Here is a 21,310-nt window from a genome sequence, read left to right on the forward strand (position 1 = left end):
ACAATCTCCTAATGATGGGAGGTAAGTCTAATGTCAGTATCAACAGCCATTAGATCTTGCTCTACCCATTTTGGTGCATGATGATGAGCATCTTCTAACGGCACATCACCATCACCAAACCTAAACATAGCTTTTAAATCTTCTGTATTTATTATAGCCAGTGGCATATGCACACAAAATGCTAAAACACTGGTTAAAATCGATCCCCAAACATGAAAATAAAACATCCATTTTGTGTAAATTTTGCCCATTGCTGCAGGGTATGCATAAAGTAGCCAACCAGATACTATAAGCCCAAAAATCATAAACATAAATATCAAATAAGCTGCCTTTTGCCCAGCATTAAACCTACCTTGTGGAGCAACCTCTTCTGGTCCAAAATTTATCTTAAATAGCCTTCTTGGGTAGTTACCAAAATTTTTAAACCATCTAAAAGTATCCAAATCCCAAATGAGCAAATTTCTCATCATAAGCATAAATCTATCAAAATTTAGCACTACAAATCCGAAAAAATTCACCGTAAATGCCACGCCAATACCGATATGCCAATCCATCATCAACTCAGCATTTTCTGCACTTAGCAAATCAAAATATATAAGCACACCAGTGATGGTAAGCCCAATCCATGTGATTAAATTTACATTATGAAATACTTTTTCTGATAGTGGGAATTTAAGCACCCTTCTTTCATTATGCATGACTTGCTCCTTGCAAAATTAAGTTTTTACGATCAAAATATGCATGAGTATGAAGCAGCTCTTCGGCTATCTCGCCCATTGGTTCGGTTTTTAAATCTGCATAAACCTGCATACAGCTTGGATTTTCATGTGAGCTTGTAAGATTTATACTTTGACAACGCTTATCATCTTTATATAGCCCTTCTTGACGCTTAGCAATGTAGCTTTTGCGTTTTTTAATGATATCGGTTATGGCATATCCACTAATTGCAATAGCTGCAGTTACTACTCCGCCTACTTTTAAAAAGTCACGTCTTGAGAAAATTTTACCGACTGGTTTTTCTACATATTGATATCTCATAGTCTCTCCTTTTACGCTCTAAGTGGAAGTGGAAGAAGTGGGTGTAGCCATGATGTCCCCATGGCATGAACCGGCTGTCCGCCACCATTTACGCAACCACCAGGACAGTTCATCACCTCGATAAAATGATACTTATTAACATCTTTTGTGATATGTTTAATAATAGTATTTAAGTTTTTAGAAGCTCCATTTACAACGGCTACTTTTAACCTTAAAACTTTACCTTCGTAGTCTTTTAAAGGTATTGGTATCTCAGCCTCTGTTAAATCATTATCATAACCTCTAACAGGCGTTAAATCAGGATCTTTTAACTCAACTCCAGATAGTAAAAAATATGCCGTCCTAAGAGCTGCTTCCATAACGCCACCACTGTTGCCAAATATCGTTCCAGCACCAGTATATACATTCATTAAATTATCTGGATAATCATCTGAACTATTTAGTGGATTTATACCCTTGCGTCTAAATATCTCAGCCAAGTCCCTTGCCGTTAGCACTGCGTCAATGTCAGCAAAATTTTTAGTATCGCTTGGAATTTCTTTAGTTTTTTTAAGGTATTTATAGGCTGAGTTAAACTCCGGTCTGCTAGCTTCATAAATTTTAGCAGTGCATGGTGTGATTGAAACCATATAAATATCGCGCGGATCTTGCTTCCAAACATATTTTGCCGCCCAAGTTTTAGCTAATGCACCACCCATTTGGATAGGTGATTTTGCACCTGAGATATGCGGAATTAATTCAGGGTGAAAAATCTCAGCATTTCTTATCCATGCTGGACAACAGCTAGTAAAATGTGGGAATGGATGATGTGCCATATGCTCTAAATCATGCCCTTTTTCGCCCAAAATCCAGTATTTTATCTTTTTAACTAGCTCAGTGCCTTCTTCTAATATAGTCTGATCTGCACTGAAATTTACATCATACATGTTAAACCCAGCCTCTTCAAGAGCATTATACATCTTATTTATAGTAAGCTCTCCTGGCTTAGCACCAAATTCTTCAGCAATGGCAACACGTATAGCTGGAGCTGGATGTGCAACAACAAATGAACGCTTGTCATCTAGTTTTTGCATAACTTCATCCACAAAACTCATCTGCTCAATCACGCCAAACGGACAATTTATCAAACACTGCCCACATGCAACACAGGCATTTTGGTCGATTTTGTGAGATACGCCAAGTGTTCCTTCAATCGCATCAGTTGGACAAAACGAGCTACACGTATCGCACCCAACACACTCATCTTGATTTATTCTAATTATGCCTCTTAACTCACCCTTTCGGTAAGTTCCCTCAAACTCAGCCTCTCCACCTCTGCTATCCGAAGTCGGCGAAAAGGTTTTTATGGTATAAACATCCAAAATAAACCTCCTAAGTAAAATAGTTACATTTGTATTTTATTTAATGAACCATTGTTATTATTAACGCAAAAATAACATTGTTGAATTATCTAGTAAATAATCTTAATTTTTAATTAAATCTGAAATTTTAAATCTACTTTGAAATCTTTAATTAATAATTATTTTCATATTATGTATTTTAAGAATAATAAATAAAATATATCCAAATAACGCAATAAACATAAATTTTATGTAAATTGTATATAAATTTTTGTTTTTTAAAAACTACAAAATATAATAAAATTTAAATTTTGTATTACACTTATGATTTTTTTTAAAACAACAAGAATTATCATTAAAGCCACATCTTAATTTTTATACTAAAAACATAACAGTTGCATATTTTAAAAGATTATTTATAAGCAATTTGCGGCTATTAATACTCTTGTAAATTTCACAAATAACACCAAATTGCTACCTTGCAACAAGTAAAATTAAAAACAAATATATTTGTGATCTTAAAATTTAAAAACCAAACTTAGATAAATTTATTTTTTATAATTATTTTTACTTCACAAAAGCACTTTGCTTGACTTTGATCACCACCATCGCCATTGAGTGGTCTTAGAAGTTTTGCAAAAACATCGCAAAGATTTTAAAAATTAAAATATATAAAAGTTGTTTTTTGTTTTGTAAACGATGACTTCATAAAAGCAAAACATACAAGACGCTAAAATTTTGAGTGCTTTACAAACACAAATTAAAGAAATTTGTAAAAACCTTTATTAAAAATAGTTCTTACAAAGCAAATACGCAGTAAGGTAAAAAATCAAGCATTTTTATTGACTTAAAAGAGTGCAAGAAAATATCTATTTTTTGCTTACAACTACGAGCAAAGCAAGGTAAAATTTGATTAAATTTTGATAGAAAGTATTGCAAATAACAATACAAAATTCTATTAAATTATTTGTTAATTTAAAAATTGTAACAAAATCATTAAATCTAGTATAGTTTTATTCTAAGACCTTATTTATGTAGCTTTTGCTTGTTATTAGGAATTTTAATAAAGTAATCAACCAAAAAGAAACTCTCTTTTTGGTTAAAATTTAAAATATTTTGACAACAAATAAATCAAAATACAAAAGATGTAGTTTTATAAATCTACATCAATTTTATAGCCAAGTCCTGGAGCATTTTTGATAAAATCAGGACCGACTTTATCTCTTATACGTTTTACAAAAGTGCGTATAGCAGCCTCGCTAACACTTTCACCTATCCAAACAACATTTTTTATATCATCATGTAAAACAACCGTGCCTAAACGCTTAATTAGCAACGTAATAAAGGCTAACTCTTTTTTTGTTAATGCTATTTCTTTACCATCTTTAATTAATACTCTTTTGGTTTTATTAAAGCTATATCCTTTGGCAAGCTCCGTTATATTTGTTGCTTCAATTTTTGTTTTTGCAATTATTTCAAGCACACCTAAAAGTTCATCCATATCAACTGGTTTAAGTATGTATTTATCCACGCTTACATCTATAGCACGTAGCAGTTTTTCTTTTTCGCTATGAGCAGAAATCGCTACAACTGGAGTATTTGGAGATATCTGTTTAATCTGTGCGGTCATATCAAGTCCATCTACTATCGGCATGGCTATATCGCTTATTACTATATCAGGATTGTATTTTTTGAATTTTTTAAGTCCCTCATCTCCATTTTGAGCCGTAATAACTGCATGAAATTCATCTTTTAATATTTCATGCATAAGTTTTCTTGTGTCATTTTCATCTTCAACAATTAAAATGGTTAATTTATTTAACGCATCACTCACCAATTTCTCCTTTTATCGGTATTTTAATTTTAAAACAAGCTCCATTATTCTCATTTTTAACATCTATATTGCCATCAAGTCTATCAATAATAAGCTTAGACATATAAAGACCTATTCCAGTGCCTTGTGATGAATGCTTAGTAGTAAAATAAGGTTCAAAAATTTTATCTTTTATACTATCATCTATCCCGCCAGCAGCATCACACACCATCACAACAGCACAATCATCTTGCTTGAAAATTTTAACCAAAATATGCTTTTGCTCTATTTCACGCTCCAAATATGCATCTTTTGCGTTATTTAATAAATTTATAATAACCTGCGTGAGTTGAGATTTATAGCCATAAATTTCGCTATCATCTTCAAGTTTTATAAAAATTTTAACACCATGCCTTTCAAATGTGCCTTGAAGCATATGGACTGAATTTTTAACAGCATTTAAGATAGAAAAATGCTCTGGCATATTATTTGAAGAGAAAAAATTTCTAAAATCCTCAATTGTGTTTGACATATTTTTAATCAAGCTTTTACAATGCTGGTATGACTCTTCAAGACTGCTTTTGTCTTTTTTCATTTTATATAAACTTATGCTAAGCTCATTTAGCGGCTGTCTCCATTGATGTGCGATATTAGCTATCATCTCACCCATGCTAGCCAAACGAGATTGAACTAGTAGCATTTTTGTTTTTTCTTCATTCTTTTCTATCTCAATTTTAACAATATCCTTAAGATTTTCATTTAATTTTTTAAGCTCAGCAGTTTTTTCATGCACTAAAGCCTCTAAATTTTCATTTAATTTTTTAAGCTCACTTTCTTGTTTTATTAGGCGTTCATTTGCCTCTATAAGCATTGTGGTATCGTATCTAAGAGCAATAAATTCTTCAATCTCTCCATTTGGTTTAAGTATTGGAAAAATTGTTGTATTTAAATATACTGTTTTGCCATCTTTTGTAATATTTTTCGCAACCGCTTTATAAACCTTTTTTGACAATATCGTGTCCCATAAAATTTTAAAGCTCTCTTTTTTAACATCGGGATGACGCACAATATTATGATTTTTGCCTATTAATTCATCCTTGCTATATCCACTAATTTTGCAAAATTCATCATTTACAAATGTGATAATGCCATTTATATCGGTCTTGGATACAATATTGCTTTGTTCTATAGCATGCTGATATTGATTAAATCTTGCTTGTATATTATGCATTTGCCATAAACCCTAAATACGTAAGATAAATTCCATTTAAGGCTATTATAGCAATTGAAATTTTAAATATTACTAATTTATTACTATCTGATATAAAATTTATTAAATGTCTAAATAAAAAAAATGCAGGTGTTGTAAAAATACCAAATACAATCATCACACAAGCCCCCATAAACGCACTCTGTGTCGCTATCGAATAGGCTAAAAAATAATAAACCAAACCGCACGGAAGCAAGCCGTTTAAAAATCCAAAAATAGCAAAATTTAGCCACCAAGACTTTGGCTTTAGCTTTAACATAAGTTTAGTAATAAATTTTGAAAATCTATCGTTTTCTATAAATTTTAAAATCTCACCCCTTTGCCACAAAGCAAAAGCAACAAATATCATAAAAAGCCCAACAACAAAAAAAAGAATAGATTTTTGCTTTAAACTAAAATTAAAAAATGCACCAAATGCACCAAAACAAGCACCAAGCAGTGAGTATGCAAGTATGCGCGATAGATGATAAACCAACGATAAAAACATAGATTTCACAGATGTTGTATCACGCAGATAAATCTGTCTTATTGAAGCAAATCCACCACACATACCAATGCAATGAGTAAAACTAGAAAGAAATGCAACACTAATAATAGTGGCAAAACCAATCTCGTTCATTATAAAATTTCAACAAATTGTTTAAATATATATTTACTCTCGTTTGGTCCAGCACTAGCTTCTGGATGATGCTGCACAGAAAAAACTGGATAGTTATTATATCTTACGCCCTCAATCGTATTATCAAATAGATTTCTATGCGTAATAGTTGCAACTTCACATATGCTCTCAGGGACGTTGTAATTGTGATTTTGTGTAGTTATTTCAACAGTTTTTGTATGCATATTTAGCACTGGATGATTTGCACCATGTTGTCCAAATTTTAATTTATATGTTTCATAGCCAAATGCATTTGATAACAACTGATGACCTAAGCATATCCCAAATATTGGAATATTTGCCAAAATTAGCTTTTTAATTTCAGAAATTTCATTGCCTAAAGATTTTGGATCGCCAGGCCCATTTGATAAAAATACTCCATTTATCTCGCCATTTTTAAATTTTACTATTAGTTCATCTGCCTTTACACTGTGTGGATATACATCAACATCTAATCCAACTTCACATAGCTCATTTAAGATATTTCTCTTAACTCCATAATCTATAACAGCAACTTTTTTTCCGATTTTTTTAAGCGGTTTGTATGATTTTTCGTTCACGCTCCATGAAGCCGTTTGATGAGAGTAGCAAGTATCTGAGCTAACAATATCAACATAGTTTATCTCTTCTATGCGTCCAGCGTTTTGAAGTCTTTTTTTAAGCTCTTCCTTATCACTACACTCAGTTGATATGATTGCCATCAAAGCACCCTCATCACGCAACATCTTTGTTAAATATCTGGTATCGACATCATATACACCAAATTTACCGTGCGATACAAAAAGCTCACTAAGAGATGTTTTTGCACGGTAGTTTGAATAATCATCATTATAATTTCTAACTATAATGCTACTAGCATGTATTTTTGCACTTTCCATATCATCATCATTGCAACCAACTATACCTATCTCTGGCATAGTAAATACAACAAATTGCCCAGCATAGCTAGGATCGCTTACTATCTCCTGATATCCAGTCATGGACGTATTAAACACCATCTCGCCAACGCATTCGCCACCACAACCAAACGCCTTTGCTTCTAAGAAAACTCCATTTTCTATATAAATATATGCTTTCATTAAAGCATTCCTCTTTTTCTTAATTCATCTTGATACATCTTTTCATAAACTAAGTCATATTCGTCAGTGCCGGGGATTAATTTTCGTTTATAATTTTCTATTTTTTCTAAAACTTCATCTTCTATTTGTTCATAGATTTTTAAATAATTATTAATTGAATTATATATTATATTTTTTACCCTGTTTTCAGAAACACTAAAATTTACCAAACTATCATTAAGTAACCTATCTAATACAACATGTGCAACATTACTAAATCTATCCTCATATGACAACATCACGCCAAATTCAGGAGCCAACTTTTTCTTGATGAGCCAAAACATGCTTTTTCTATCAATTTGCATCTGCTCCATTTCATCTTCTTTGCTCTCTAAAAGCTCATTTACTCTTTCTTCTAAAGCTCTTTCTCTTTGGACATCTTTAGCTAAAATTTCGTCTGTCACTTTTGCGACCGCCTCAATGCCAGATATTAATGTAACAAAACCAGAATTAAACAAATCTATTGCAATTTTATGTGCTATGTATGGAGTGTGTGGAAGTTTTATACGCATTTTTCACCTTTGAAATTTTTACATATTCTAGCCAAAATAAGGTAAAAAATGCGTTAAAAATCAATTTAAACACAATACTTGTATTAAATTTGCAAAATTTTCTTTAGATAAATTAAATCATCAAACTAAAATCAGTCATCGCCTAGTAAATTTCCAGCTGGAGCATCGATTTTTGTATCTTTTGTGCTATCAACAAAAGGTGGTCCCTTGGTAAGCATTATGGTTATTTCAGATGCCACATTTGGTTGCATTTTTGCCATTATTGATGATATTTTTTTAGGCTCAAGTGCATACATTATACTCGCAGCTTGTGTTCTAGTCATATCAGATAGTATGTCCGCTGCTGCTTTGTCTTTCATTTTGGCATAACTTTCACCAACTTTATCCGAAGTCATGGCTTTTAGCTCTTCTAAAATTTTTTTGTTTTTGGCTATCTCTTCATCAATTTGTTTGCGTTTTATCTCCACGCTTTTTAATGTCGCATTTATATCAGCTTCTTTTTTGTTTAACTTAGCCATATTTTCATCATATAAGCTTCGCATACTAGCCCTAAAAGCCTCTAACGCTTGACGTTCTTCATCTATTTTGTCTATCTCTTTTGCTATTTCTGTTTTTCTAGCTTCAAATATAGCAGTGCAATCAACCGGTATATCATACGCACTACAAACCATCACGCCAAAAAACAAAAAACAAACCAAAAATCTCATACCAAATCCCTATTTTGACTAAATTTAATCACAGCAAATTCATCTAGTTCAATAGACTCTTTGTGCTTAATTTGTTTTAATATTTTTTTTATATCTTCTTGCTCTAGATATTTCATCTTTTCATACTCTAGATTTGCATTTTTGTATTGATGAGAAAAGTGCATTAACTCACGTTTGCTAATCTTAAGTTTTTCATTGAGTGCCTTTATCTCGTTTCTCATTAAACTTACAAGTTTTAAACTCTCATTTAGTTCGCTTGTTGTGCCACTTTGTGGTAAGATAAATTTTGCCAAAACCGCTTTTGCTTTTTCGTGATTTTGCTCACAAATAACAACATTATTTCTAGCCTTAGCAACTCTAGCTTCGGCTAAATCTAATGCTTGTTTTTTTACTTTTACAACTTGGCTAAATTTACTTTTCATAACTTTATCTTATGATTGTGTCGCTTCTTTCTGGGCTTGTTGAAATTAGTGCAACCTTAATACCAGTTAGCTCTTCTATGCGCTCAATATATTTTTTGGCATTTTGTGGAAGATCATCATATCTTGATATACCAGCAACTTTATCCCAACCACTTAGCTCTTCATATATTGGAGTGACATTTTCTAAATCCGTAGGCACATAATCTATTGTTTCGCCCTTATACTGATACGCCTTACATATCTTAACACTCTCAAATCCATCAAGCACGTCAAGCTTCATTAGTGCAAATCTATCAACACCATCAAGTCTTGAAGCGTATTTTACACTCACAGCATCAAACCATCCACATCTTCGGCGTCTCCCAGTTGTTGTGCCAAATTCTTTGCCAACATCGCACAATCTATCGCCATCGCTGCTCATATCTTCAGTTGGAAACGGCCCATATCCAACACGTGTGCTATATGCTTTGATGATGCCAATGACATCGCCTATCTCTTTTTGATTTACCCCAAGTCCAGTACAAGCACCAGCTGTTATAGTGTTTGAGCTAGTTACATATGGGTATGTGCCATGATCAATATCTAAAAGTGTGCCCTGAGCTCCTTCTAAAAGGACTTTTTTGCCTTCATCAAGTGCCTTCCAAACTAAATTTGTAGTATTTGTTATAAATGGCGCAAGAACCTCTTTGTATCGTTTTAAATCAGCCAAAAGTTGCTTTTCATTAGGGGTTGCAATCCCAAGTGCCTCATAAACGGCTTTGTTATTTTCAAAATCAATCATTATTGCTTCACAAAGTCTCTCTGGCTCCGCTAGTTCTGATATCCTATGCCCTGTTCTACTAACTTTATCTGAATAAGTTGGTCCTATACCTTTGCCTGTTGTGCCTATGGCTTTTTCACCTTTTAGTCTCTCTTTGGCTTTGTCTATCTCGCTATGATGTGGCAAATTTAAGTGTGCCTTATCACTTATAAATAATCTACCCTTAACATCGTCAAATTGTGCCATTTCAGCTATTAAAACTTCTGGATTTACAACTACACCGTTTCCAATAACATTGATAGTGCCACTATGTAAAATACCACTTGGCATAAGATGAAGTGCGTATCTAATGCCATCAACCCATATCGTATGCCCTGCATTGTGTCCGCCTTGACTTCTGCAAACCATATCATAATTTGCAGCCAACATATCAACTATCTTGCCTTTACCTTCATCTCCCCATTGAACACCAACAACTACATCTGCTTTTCTCATTTTTATCCTTCTTGTTTTATTTTGTCTATTAATGCGTCAGTATAGATCGCAAATCCACTGCTAATTTCACCGTCTATCTCGTAGCTACCGCCACCAGATAAGATGGAATTTTGATCTATAAACCTAAAAAACAACTTATCATAATATCTCATTTTTGAATAATACAACGCAACTATGCTTACATTTGCATACTCTACTCCCTGTGCAAGTTCTAAAAGTCTATTTAATGGCTTTTGTAGCTCTTTTGGCGAAATTTCAATAGCCTCCTTTAGCTCATCAACGCTACTTAATAGTGCCAATTTATTTAGCCATTCAATATTTAAGCTTAAAATTTGTTCTATTTGTATTCTTTCAAACAAACCTATATCTATATTTAAAATTTTAGCAATCGTTATTGGAATTTCTATATTGCTTATTTGCAAAGTCGGTGAAATTTCAAAATTTTTAAAGATGTTTTTTACTATATTTATACTTTGCCTTAGCTTACTCTCCCCTATAATCTCGGCACCTATTTGATAAATTTCAGTGCTTGGATAACGAAAAACTGGCTGTATATAAAACCATCTATTTGAGGCTGTATTTTTTAGTCTAGCTTTTACTATCCTTACAACATCAACCGTGCTATCAGCCCTTAAGCTTACTTCATGGTTTAAGCTATCACTAAATCTTAGAAGCTGTGTAGGCGATACACTTAAATGCTGATGATATGAAAAGTATGGACTAACTATCTCGCTAAAGCCATTTTCAACTAAAATTTCACTGGCTAGTCTTTCTATTTTACGCTTTAACTCTGCACTCTTGCCAACATACAAACGACTTCCAACCGGAATCTCATGCTCATATACTTTTAAATTTTCACTACTTCTCAATTTATATCCTGACTTATATCCAAGGCTTTTATACACATGATATTTGCCAAACGTGCTAAATGCAAAGCTTGCTCTTTATTATGTGTATTTAAACTCTGTATAATATTTGTTCCTATTTCTTTATAAAATTTATTACCATTTTTTATCTTTGTAAGCATTTCACCCTTAAAAGCATCAATGCTTCTGTCGATATTATCGTGTTCTTTGTTTAAAATATGAGTGATTATTGTTTGAGCAAATTCTTTTAGCATTATACACTCTCTTAGCTTATCAAATCTCATACTGTCTATCTTAAGATCCAAATTTAAGCCCTTAACATCTTTAAATTTATATGTCATGACCTTACTTAAAGGCATCGGTTTTTCAAAGAAATTTCCTTGGAATTTTCTAAATCCTAAAGCAACCAATACATTTAAAGTATTAATATCTTTTAAATTCTTAATAGTAGTACTTTTTTCAAAAATATCCGATAAATCCTTCAGTATTCTAATTGCAACAAATGCTTTTTCATTAAAAAACATATAAGAACAAAGATGCTTATCGATCTTAATCTTGTCAATTGGCAACAATTCTAAAGCCTCAAAAGAACTGGTTCTAGATGCAAAATCATCAAGCGTAAAACGAACTCCAAACGATTTAAAGCGATTTAAAAATTTACTTGCGTGTTCTAAATTACTCGCTCTATTTGCATCGATTATTTCTAATTGAAGTCTTTTTGGATTTAGCGTATTATCATCATTAAGTATTGACTTAAATTTATTTAAAAATTCCTCTTTACATAGTTGTTCCATGCTGATATTTACGCAAACTCCAGCATCTACACCATTATTACTCCAGTCTCTTTGTGCTTGCAATGCTGTTTTTATCGCAAATATTGCCAAATCATCAGCTATATTTTGTCGTCTTGTAAGTGGTAAAAATTCGCTAGGATATACTACATTGTCACCATTTTGCCATCTTATTAAGGCCTCGTAATTTAAAATTTTACCATTTTTAACATCAATTTCAGGCTGATACTCCATAAAAAATTCACCATTTTCTAATGCTGTTAAAATTTTGTTATTATCTTCATATTGTGTCTTAAAATGCCTGTCTTTAGTAGGGTCAAATACATGATAGTTGTTCTTGCCTGCTATCTTTGCCTGATACATAGCCCAATCTGCTTGTTCTAATAAATTTTCAGGAGTTGTGTTGTTTTTAGCATCCATTATGCTAACACCAATACTTGCACTTATTTTTAACTGCACATACTCATATGTTATCTCTTCGGTGGCTATTCTTAGCATATTTTCTACAATTTCATAAACTTCACCAATTTTTTCATGCAACACAATAGCAACAAACTCATCTCCGCCTATTCTAGCAAACATATCTTTTTCGTCAAATAACGCATCAATACGAGATGAAAACTCGATTAAGAATTTATCTCCAGCTTTATGCCCATAAGTATCATTAATATCTTTAAAGCCATCTAAATCAACATAAGCTATCGCTATATTTTTACCATTTTTTTGTGAGTAAATTAAGTCTTGAAGCTTTTGATTAAATAAAAATCTATTTGGCAATCTAGTAAGTGGATCGTGATATGCAACATGCTCTAAATAATCATCAGCTACAATTTGACTATTTGTACTTGATGCAATTATCGTGTGACAAATCTCCCTGCCTTCGCTATCACTGATACAAGTTACAACTATTTGAACCAAAGCACTCTCGCCACTTTTATCCTTAAACCATACTTTTCCGTGCCATTGACCAGTTTTTTCAACCTCTTTTGTTATCTTTTCGTATAAATTTTCATCATTATATTTTGAATTAAGCACTTGTATATTTGAGCCAATGACTTCATCTCTTGCAAATCCAGTATTTTTCATAAACTCATCATTTACATCTATGATACTCCATGTCAAATCAAGTATCAACACATCATCATGCGAATACGAAAATAATTTTGCTGCTAATTCTTGGTATATTAAAGCAATCTTTGTTTGCGTTACATTTCTAACGATACCACTTATTACATTATCATTGCTGTTAGTAGCACTTAGGTGTAGCCAAACTACATTTTTATCTATATCATATAACCTTATATCGCCTTCATAATAACCCTGTGATGTCTTAATGCTATCAAAGAAACTAGCAAATCCTCCAAATTCATCAACCATCATAGAGCTCATCATGTTGTCATCTATAAGTAGCTCTGTCATATTATCATATCCAAGCATCTTGGCAAAAATAGCATCTATTTTTATCTTATTGTCTTGGAAATTATACTCCCACATCCCTACATCTAAAACACGAATTAAATTCTTGTGTGTTTTTGTTTGAGCTTCATACTTTTGTAGCAGCTCTTCATGCTCTTGATAGTCACTTACACAATATACAACGTTATCTAGCTCATGCAATTCATTTTTAATAAACTTAACACTTACTTTAAATTTTGCAATCTCTTTGTTTGCCTTTATCATACAAACAACATATTCTAAAATTTTATCATCAAACTCTAATTTAGAAATTAGCTTTTTACGAAGAACTATCTCTTGTGTCAAAAATGCCCTATCTTTTGTGCTTATTATATTTGAGACATCAAATCCATCTTTGGCTATCTCATCATAATCAATGCCAAAAATTTTAGTTATATTTTTAGTAGCATATTTTATGTGAAGTGGATCTGCAGCGTCAGCTATCATGATTACATTTGAAAACTCAGATATATATCCAAAAACCATACTATTTGTATTTTGTATTGCTTTTTGCATAGTTATATCTTGCACTATTAAAAATATAATCTTTTTATCATCAAGATCTATCATGCTTGCACGAGAAACCACATCTTTTTTCTCGCCACTTTTAGTAACATGTGTCGTATAAAGTAGCTCTTTACTACCTTCAATAACATCTCTTAATTCAAAACCATTATCTTGAAAATCAAAATCAGATATATTATCCATATATAGTGTTTTAATCTCATTTAGACTATATCCATAAAATTGCAATGCCTTGGAACTAGCGTCTATTATTTTACCAGTATATGCATCATATACAAGTATAATTAGAGGGCTTTTTTCAAATATATAGCCAAATCTAGCCTGATAATTTTGAAACTGCTTTGTTAAAATTTCTGTATTATTGTATAGTTCAGAGACAGCATCTACTATAACAAGATGATCTTTAAATATATCTTTTTTATTTGGTACATATTTTTTATCTTTGATATATCTTAATATATCTTCGACAGGTTCTATTATTTTGCGTTTTGTAAATCTAATATTAAAAAATCCAGAAAGTGCATACAAAAGCAAAAATATCATTGCAAACACCATAAGCGAGGCTTGAAATAGGATACTATTAGTATTTATTCTGTGTGTGATTACAAAAATATTATAATTTTGCATATGTGTGCTTAGACTAATTTTTCTTTTTAGGGACTCTTGTTTTATCTTATTGCTGATTACAAAAAGCTCATCGACATTTGAAGAATCAGAATAAAACTCAGCGTCATACCCATTTGCACCATACTCGCCAATTATAAAATTTCCATTAAAATCAACAACATAGACTACATTATCAGCATTTCTTAAAAAGCCTTTTAAATTCGAATTAAAATACTCAACATCAACTTCAGCTACTATATCATACTCATCAGAAACTTCATAGGCGACAAAAAAAGTTTTTAATTTTTTATTTTCAAATAGATAATCAGAAATAATATAACGTTTTTGACTAAGTCTATTTAGCCATGGTGTGTCAAAATTTATATCATAAGCCTTACTTTTAAAAATTTTTCTAACTAATACATTTCTTTCTTTGTCAATTACATAAAAAGCATTAAAAAACATACTTAAAGTATCTTCTTCAATGCTAGAGTTTAAAATTTCTAGCGAATTAGTTAAGTTTATGATTTTTGCATATGACTGCACTTGATGTTCAATGTTACTAAAGCTTTTTAATATAGCATTTTGAGCATCAAGGTTAAACGAACGAAGGTCATATTTAACCTCATCTACCCTTGAGCTGCCAATATAAAGCATGAGTGAAACTATAGTAAGAAACACCGTGGCATAGGTTACGATAAACCTAAAAACAATAGTTTGATACAAGTTGTTTAGGTTACTTAATTTAAACATCTTTGCTTATAATCCCATTAATTTATGTTTTGACGATTGTAGCTAAATTTTACTTGTTTAAACATTATTTCAATTTAGCTCACATGTCCGATTTTGTCTGTTGGCATACCCAAATAAAACCCCTGAAATTCATCTATGCCAAGCTCAATACATATGTCAAAAATTTCGCGAGAGTGTATGTATTCGGCTATGATTTTTATACCCAAATCTTTTGCAAACGACACTATCGCACTTGTTATCTTATACGAATCTTTATTAGAATCCATATTTTTAATAAGTGTTCCATCTATTTTGATATAGTCTGGACGAAGCTTTAGAATATATGAAAAGTTTGAATAACCAGAACCAAAATCATCAATAGCTATCTTTACTCCAATATTTTTTACCTTATCTATGAAATTTTCGATTCGCTCAACATTTTCTAAATTTTCATCTTCAACTAATTCTAGTATCAATCTATCGGCAACATTGTATTGATTTAATAACCTTATAATAAACACACTAACATCGCCATCTAGCATATCTCTGCCACTTAAATTCAACGATAAAACCAAATTTGGATCATTATTTAGCTTGTCAATTGCACTTTGAATTATCATTTTTTGTAGTTCAGCATAGCGCTTTATGCGTTTTGACACATCCAAAAATACATATGGTGAGACTATCTCGCCATTGTCTGAAATTCTAATTAAGCACTCGTATTTTACTATATTTAGACTTGAATCAAATATTGGCTGATAATACGGCAATATTGTATTGTTTATAATTGCTTGTCTAATCAGGATTGAGCGTTGGATTTGTGCTGTGTATTCATCTTTTTTATTTAATCCTTTAAAATAACAAACAAAATCTTTCTTTGCAGTTTTGGCTACTTTAAGTGCTGTAGTCGCCTTCATTAAAGTATCTTTTTCATCTAATGCAAAACCTATTGTAGTATGAACTTCTATCTCTAAATTTTCTCCAGTTTTTTCATCTTTTATAGTTATTAGTCTGCCCTTAAACTTACTTGTTAAATCAGTAGCCAATGCCTCATATCTATCAATAAAAAATTCTCCATTTTCAACAAGTGCAAACTGATCCGCCCCTATGCAATAAGGTCGCATATTTTCATTTTTTGCAAATTCTTTAATTAAATTTGCTATATACATTAAAATTTCATCACATATTTCTTTGCCATAATAATCATTCATCATACCAAAATCATCAATATCTATGACAACGATCTTAGGCTTGTCAAGCTCTTTTAATGAGCTCATAAGAGCTATTTTGTTTGATAATTTTGTTACAGGGTCAATATAAAGCAAATCTTTCATCTGTTTTATATTTTTTTTAAATTTTATCCTGCCATTTATCATTTCAATTTTATTATCAAAGTATTTATTAATACCCCACAATGCAATCAAGCCACTTAAGAGTGCGAGAATAAAACTTATCATAAACGATGGAGTTAAATTTTTAACCAGCCACTCTTTAAAATAGACATCATCTATGCCATTTATAGAATGCGACATCATATGCCTATATCCGATAATGTATTTGCCAGTATTTACAAAATAGCAAACCTTGATCCTATTTTCGCCAAGTATTGTGTGTTTATAATAATCGGTTTTAAAATCGTGATTATATATTAAGCCACACTCATTTTGTAAAAAGCTCTCTGCAATATCGGAAGATACGCTAGATGCTACTATTTTTAATTTTGCTTGTTTGTCAAATCTTAGTAAATATGTCTCACCCATTGTGTTATTTGATAAAAATTCAGCATATTTTTGTTCATCTTCACCCATTTGCTTAAACATATATAGGTATTTATCCATCAAAAAAAATGCACGTTTTTCATGATCTGATTGTAAATTTAGGTTCGCATTTATGTATTTATAGTAAAAAATTGTAGCATTCGTAGCTAAAAACGCACAAACCACTATGACTGTCGCAGTAATCATAGTTGCAATTCGTCTTTTTTCTATTTTTTTATTTAACATTTTTTACCTTTGTATTTGCGATTATACCACATTTTTCAAAATCTAACTATTTTTGCACCAAATCCACCCTGATTTGGCGGTGCATCGCAAAAATCCTTAACACTTGGATGCGTTTTTAAGAAATTTTTAACAGCCCACGCAAGACGTCCAGTGCCTATACCGTGATATACTATCACCTCTTCAAAACCCGTAACCAAACTATCACTAATAAATTTATCAAGCCTGTCTATAGCCTCATCAGATCTAAGTCCGTGCAAATCAAGCGTTACACTTGCATTTTGTGGTCGTTGGACTTTTAGGCTAACTTGTGCTTTTTGTATTTGGACTGGGTTGCCATTTTTACTTAGAGAATTTAAAGGCACACGCATCTTTATGCCTTCGCTTTCTATCATGGCTTCAGTTTTATTTAAACTAAGCACGATACCTTTGACATTGCCGTATTTTACCCTATCGCCGACATTTAAAATCTCGGTTTTTGAAATTTCAGGTTTTTTTATCTCTTTTTTTGCTTGATTTGCAGCGTTTATGGCTCGTTGTTTATCTTTTGTATCTTTTAAATTTACTGCCGCTTTTGCCTTGTTTATTGCGTCTAAATACTCTCTTTCTAAAGCCGAAATTGTCTCATTTATCTTTTTCTCTGCGACTTGTTTTTGATCTTTTAAGCTCTGTATTAAATCATCAAGCTTCATCTCTTTTTTACTAGTTTGTTCTAGTTTTTGTTTTAACTCACTCTCCAAATTTAATGTTTTAGTTATCATTTCGTTTAAATTTTGCTTATCAAGTCCGTATGCAACCTTTGCTTCATTTACAATATTTGAATGTATGCCATATCTTTGTGCCGTCTCAAATGCATATGATTTTCCAATCGTTCCTTTTAAAAACTCATATTTTGGACGCTGCGTAATCTCATCATATAAAGCCGCAACCAACTCAACATCTTCATTTTTACTAAGTAGCATAGCTAGGCGTTTATGATGCGTTGTGATTATCATCTTTATATCGTTTTGACTTAATCTATTTATAAGCACAGAATAAAGCGAAGCCGCCTCTTCAAAATCCGTTCCAAGCTCTATCTCATCAACGCCTATGACAAGTGAGCGTTTGCTAAATAGTTTTGAAAAGCTTAGCATTCTACCAGCAAATGTTGATATATCGTTTTTGACATTTTGTGGATCTTCTATAATCGCATCAAATTCCTTAAACGAACCGATTTTTGATTTATTTGCGTTTATTTGCATAGGAAGCATATATTTTGATAGCATCGCCGCTGTAATGATTGATTTTAGTAGCATAGATTTACCACCAGCATTTACACCAGTGATTAAAAGAACTTTTTTACTAAAATCTATATTTATAAGTTTTGGATTTTTAAGTGCTGGATGTGCAAAACCAACAAGCTTAATCTCGTGAGAATTATCAGGCAAAATAAACTCATAATCCCTACTTCTAGCTAGTCTAACCCTAGCTTGATAGCTATCAAAAATGTCATAAGCTGTATTTAAAAATTTCAAAAATGCCAACGCCTTATTCATAACGCCGCTTAGTCGCTTTGCGTGTTCGTATATGACTAATTCTTTTTTATCCAGCAACTCGCTTTGTTCTTTTTTAAGCTTTTCTATCACGCTTGGCATTACGTAAAAATAGCCACCAGAGCTTCTAGCTACAACCACGCCTTTTAAGACATGATTAAATCCGCCGCGAACCAAAAGCGTTTCACTATCTTGAATATAATGCACCTGCGTATCTACAAGATATGATGAGATATGCTTTGCATAAATTAGTTTTCTTAGTTCAATATCAATCTGTTTTTTTTTAATATTTATAGCTTGTTTTATCTGTATAAATCTGTCATCAACGCTATCTTTTAGCTCGTCATCATCAAAACTAGCCGCCATGTCTTGCATATCGCCTTGTATGTCTATCTTATCAAGCCACTCACCAAGTTTGCCTTGAAATTTTAGACTTTTTAGATACAAAAAATACTTTATAATACTAGCAAACTCTGAAATTTCACCTATTGAAAGCACGGCCTGTTTGCTTAGTCTAATTAGCGTATCATCAAGGTTTGATATATTTTTTGGTGGGTCAAACAGATGTTTTGACAGCTCATCAATACAAGCAAAATGGACATTTCTATCACCTTGCATAGCTATACTTTTAGGTCTAGAAAATAAAGAATTTAGCGTATCTATATACTCATTTAAATCTAATTTATTTAAAATTTCATCAGTCATTTTCGCACTTGCTTATAGGAATTATTATGCCTCTTATCTCGGCTATTTCGGGCTTAGCCATAAATACAGCCGTGCCAAATTCATAGTTAAATTTTGCTTTACTTACATTATATTCGCCGCATTTTATGATCTTTTGCTGATTAAAATTTGCTAAAATTTTAATATTTTTCTCATTTTGGACATTGGTGCTACTCTCATAAAAATAAGCAAATCCCACGCCAAAGATTATAAAAGCCGTTATAGTTGCTTTTAGTTTTTTACTCAACTTTTCATCTTTAATTGCCCAAAGTGCAACAATTAAAGCAAATAAGGCTATTATTAACACTAGTGTTCTTACCATTTTAGCTCCTTTAGATCTTGTAAAATTTCCTTATAAAGCACTTGATTTGTCATCATTTTTTGTATTATTTTCTCTTTATTATCAGCATTTAAACTCTGCTTAGTTAATGCTTTTAGACATAAATAAACGGCGTTTGGTATCATTGCTTGTATTTGAGTATCATTTAGAGTTTGATGTCTTGCTAGACATATTAATATATCTTTTTTGCCAGTGGCAATCAACGCCGAAATTTCATCATCATTTAAAGTGCCTGTTTGGATTATTTGTAATATCTCATTTTCACTTTTACTTAAAATTTCACTCACTTTTTACCCCTAAGCTGAACGCTAATATCTCCAGCACCAAAGCCTATAACAAGACCATTATCTAGCCTATGCTTCACACCATACTCATCTACAAACTCAATCGCATCATCTAAGCGTTGTATTTTGTCTGTAAAAATCGGTGTGTAAGATTTAAATTTCTCCTTCATATCCACTTCTATCACGCTCTCTCCAGCCGCATAAACAGGTAGTATCACAAGCTCACTCACTCCATCAAAACACTTCGCAAACTCATCTATATTTGCTGATAGTCTCGTATATCGATGTGGCTGAAAAATCCCAACTATACGTGAAATTCCAAGCAATTTTGCATACTCAAACACAGATTTAAGTGTCGCTTTAATCTCTGTTGGATGATGAGCATAATCATCAATTAAAATAAAATTTTTATCCGCTTTTAAAATGTCAAATCTTTTTTTAATTCCTTTATAATTTGCTAAATTTTGGCGAACCTGTTTTAATGGCAACTCATCAAGTGCCGCCAAAATCGCAAGTGAAGCGTCGATTGCTATATGCTCTCCCATGCCATAAGCTTCAAATTTACCCAAATTTTTTAAATTAAAACTCGTATAAGGCTCATAATCACGCACCACCATACTCATCTCAGTTATGTCCTTGCTAGGATATAATCTAATCGCATCAATCTTAAGTGTGCCTAAAAAATCATCTTCAGCATTAATAACACGCACTTTTGCACGCTCTAAAAAACCACGATAAGCCGCATGAAATTTAGCCAAATCATTATCATAATGCTCCATATGTTCAGGCTCTGCATTTGTTACAATAGCAAGGTATGGATTTGAGTTTAAAAAGCTACTATCGCTCTCATCAGCTTCAAACACGATATTTTGGCTATTTTCATAACGCATATTTGAGCCAAACTGCTTTGAGATAGCACCTATTATCGCTGAGCCTTCTATCAAGCTTGAAAGCATCGCTGTGGTTGTGCTTTTACCATGTGCTCCTGCTATAGCAAATACCTTTTTTTCATCTAAAACCATAGGCAAAGCCTCTTTTCTAGAAAGACACTCTATGCCTTTTTGTCTAGCAGTTACTAGCTCGATATTGTCATCTTTAATGGCGGCTGAGTAGATGACAAAATCTTGATCTTTTATCGCATTTGCACAGTGTGGCGTGATAACCTCTATGCCCTCATTTTGAAGCTGTCTTGTCGTCTTGCTCTCGGCAATGTCGCTACCGCTTATAGTGTAGCCTTTTTCATTTAAAAATCTTGCAATCGCACTAATACCAATTCCACCAATACCTATAAAATGAACTTTTTTCAAAATTTTACCTTACATA

At 32.2% G+C, this 21,310-nt stretch carries 18 protein-coding genes; all 18 read right to left on the reverse strand.

Annotated features, from left to right (window positions below; genetic code table 11):
- Positions 1-8: 8 nt before the first annotated feature.
- The gene (locus LQU93_RS02045) at positions 9-698 is read right to left on the reverse strand and encodes a cytochrome b/b6 domain-containing protein (protein WP_229932229.1); all 690 of its coding nucleotides are present in this window, start codon (positions 696-698) and stop codon (positions 9-11) included.
- Positions 691-1,038 carry a twin-arginine translocation signal domain-containing protein gene (locus tag LQU93_RS02050; protein WP_229932230.1) on the reverse strand — a complete coding sequence of 116 codons (348 nt, stop codon included), beginning with the start codon at positions 1,036-1,038 and terminating at the stop codon, positions 691-693. The genes LQU93_RS02045 and LQU93_RS02050 overlap by 8 nt, the downstream gene beginning before the upstream one ends.
- An 11-nt stretch (positions 1,039-1,049) precedes the next feature.
- Positions 1,050-2,399, reverse strand: a complete 1,350-nt coding sequence (locus tag LQU93_RS02055) for a [Fe-Fe] hydrogenase large subunit C-terminal domain-containing protein (protein ID WP_229932231.1) — start codon at positions 2,397-2,399, stop codon at positions 1,050-1,052.
- Positions 2,400-3,531: 1,132 nt separating this feature from the next.
- On the reverse strand, positions 3,532-4,212 hold the full coding sequence (locus tag LQU93_RS02060; RefSeq protein ID WP_268250039.1) for a response regulator transcription factor: 681 nt from the start codon (positions 4,210-4,212) through the stop codon (positions 3,532-3,534).
- Positions 4,205-5,422 carry a PAS domain-containing sensor histidine kinase gene (locus LQU93_RS02065; RefSeq protein WP_229932232.1) on the reverse strand — a complete coding sequence of 406 codons (1,218 nt, stop codon included), beginning with the start codon at positions 5,420-5,422 and terminating at the stop codon, positions 4,205-4,207. The genes LQU93_RS02060 and LQU93_RS02065 overlap by 8 nt, the downstream gene beginning before the upstream one ends.
- A complete protein-coding gene (locus LQU93_RS02070) occupies positions 5,415-6,080 on the reverse strand; it encodes a sulfite exporter TauE/SafE family protein (RefSeq protein ID WP_229932233.1) in 666 nt (221 codons plus the stop codon). The genes LQU93_RS02065 and LQU93_RS02070 overlap by 8 nt, the downstream gene beginning before the upstream one ends.
- Positions 6,080-7,198, reverse strand: a complete 1,119-nt coding sequence (gene carA / locus LQU93_RS02075) for a glutamine-hydrolyzing carbamoyl-phosphate synthase small subunit (RefSeq protein ID WP_229932234.1) — start codon at positions 7,196-7,198, stop codon at positions 6,080-6,082. The genes LQU93_RS02070 and carA overlap by 1 nt, the downstream gene beginning before the upstream one ends.
- A complete protein-coding gene (locus tag LQU93_RS02080; protein ID WP_229932235.1) occupies positions 7,198-7,749 on the reverse strand; it encodes a DUF507 family protein in 552 nt (183 codons plus the stop codon). The genes carA and LQU93_RS02080 overlap by 1 nt, the downstream gene beginning before the upstream one ends.
- Positions 7,750-7,880: 131 nt before the next feature.
- Positions 7,881-8,456, reverse strand: a complete 576-nt coding sequence (locus LQU93_RS02085) for a MotE family protein (RefSeq protein WP_229932236.1) — start codon at positions 8,454-8,456, stop codon at positions 7,881-7,883.
- On the reverse strand, positions 8,453-8,878 hold the full coding sequence (locus LQU93_RS02090) for a flagellar FliJ family protein (protein WP_229932237.1): 426 nt from the start codon (positions 8,876-8,878) through the stop codon (positions 8,453-8,455). The genes LQU93_RS02085 and LQU93_RS02090 overlap by 4 nt, the downstream gene beginning before the upstream one ends.
- A gap of 4 nt (positions 8,879-8,882) precedes the next feature.
- Positions 8,883-10,133: an adenylosuccinate synthase gene (locus LQU93_RS02095; protein WP_229932238.1), complete on the reverse strand. Its 1,251-nt coding sequence runs from the start codon at positions 10,131-10,133 to the stop codon at positions 8,883-8,885.
- A 2-nt stretch (positions 10,134-10,135) separates the two neighbouring features.
- Entirely contained in the window at positions 10,136-11,002 is an 867-nt protein-coding gene (locus LQU93_RS02100) for an ATP phosphoribosyltransferase regulatory subunit (protein ID WP_229932239.1), read from the reverse strand.
- A complete protein-coding gene (locus tag LQU93_RS02105; RefSeq protein WP_229932240.1) occupies positions 10,999-15,129 on the reverse strand; it encodes an EAL domain-containing protein in 4,131 nt (1,376 codons plus the stop codon). Before LQU93_RS02105 ends, LQU93_RS02100 begins: the two co-directional genes overlap by 4 nt.
- 74 nt (positions 15,130-15,203) lie before the next feature.
- On the reverse strand, positions 15,204-17,111 hold the full coding sequence (locus LQU93_RS02110; protein ID WP_229932241.1) for an EAL domain-containing protein: 1,908 nt from the start codon (positions 17,109-17,111) through the stop codon (positions 15,204-15,206).
- Positions 17,112-17,146: 35 nt separating this feature from the next.
- Positions 17,147-19,345: an endonuclease MutS2 gene (locus LQU93_RS02115; RefSeq protein WP_229932242.1), complete on the reverse strand. Its 2,199-nt coding sequence runs from the start codon at positions 19,343-19,345 to the stop codon at positions 17,147-17,149.
- Complete coding sequence (locus LQU93_RS02120) at positions 19,338-19,685, reverse strand: hypothetical protein (RefSeq protein ID WP_229932243.1); 348 nt, start codon at positions 19,683-19,685, stop codon at positions 19,338-19,340. The genes LQU93_RS02115 and LQU93_RS02120 overlap by 8 nt, the downstream gene beginning before the upstream one ends.
- Complete coding sequence (locus tag LQU93_RS02125) at positions 19,679-19,990, reverse strand: hypothetical protein (protein ID WP_229932244.1); 312 nt, start codon at positions 19,988-19,990, stop codon at positions 19,679-19,681. The genes LQU93_RS02120 and LQU93_RS02125 overlap by 7 nt, the downstream gene beginning before the upstream one ends.
- A complete protein-coding gene (gene murC, locus LQU93_RS02130; protein ID WP_229932245.1) occupies positions 19,987-21,294 on the reverse strand; it encodes a UDP-N-acetylmuramate--L-alanine ligase in 1,308 nt (435 codons plus the stop codon). Before murC ends, LQU93_RS02125 begins: the two co-directional genes overlap by 4 nt.
- Positions 21,295-21,310: the final 16 nt, after the last annotated feature.

Origin of the sequence: Campylobacter majalis, from assembly GCF_905120465.1 — a bacterium.
Lineage (GTDB): Bacteria > Campylobacterota > Campylobacteria > Campylobacterales > Campylobacteraceae > Campylobacter_A > Campylobacter_A majalis.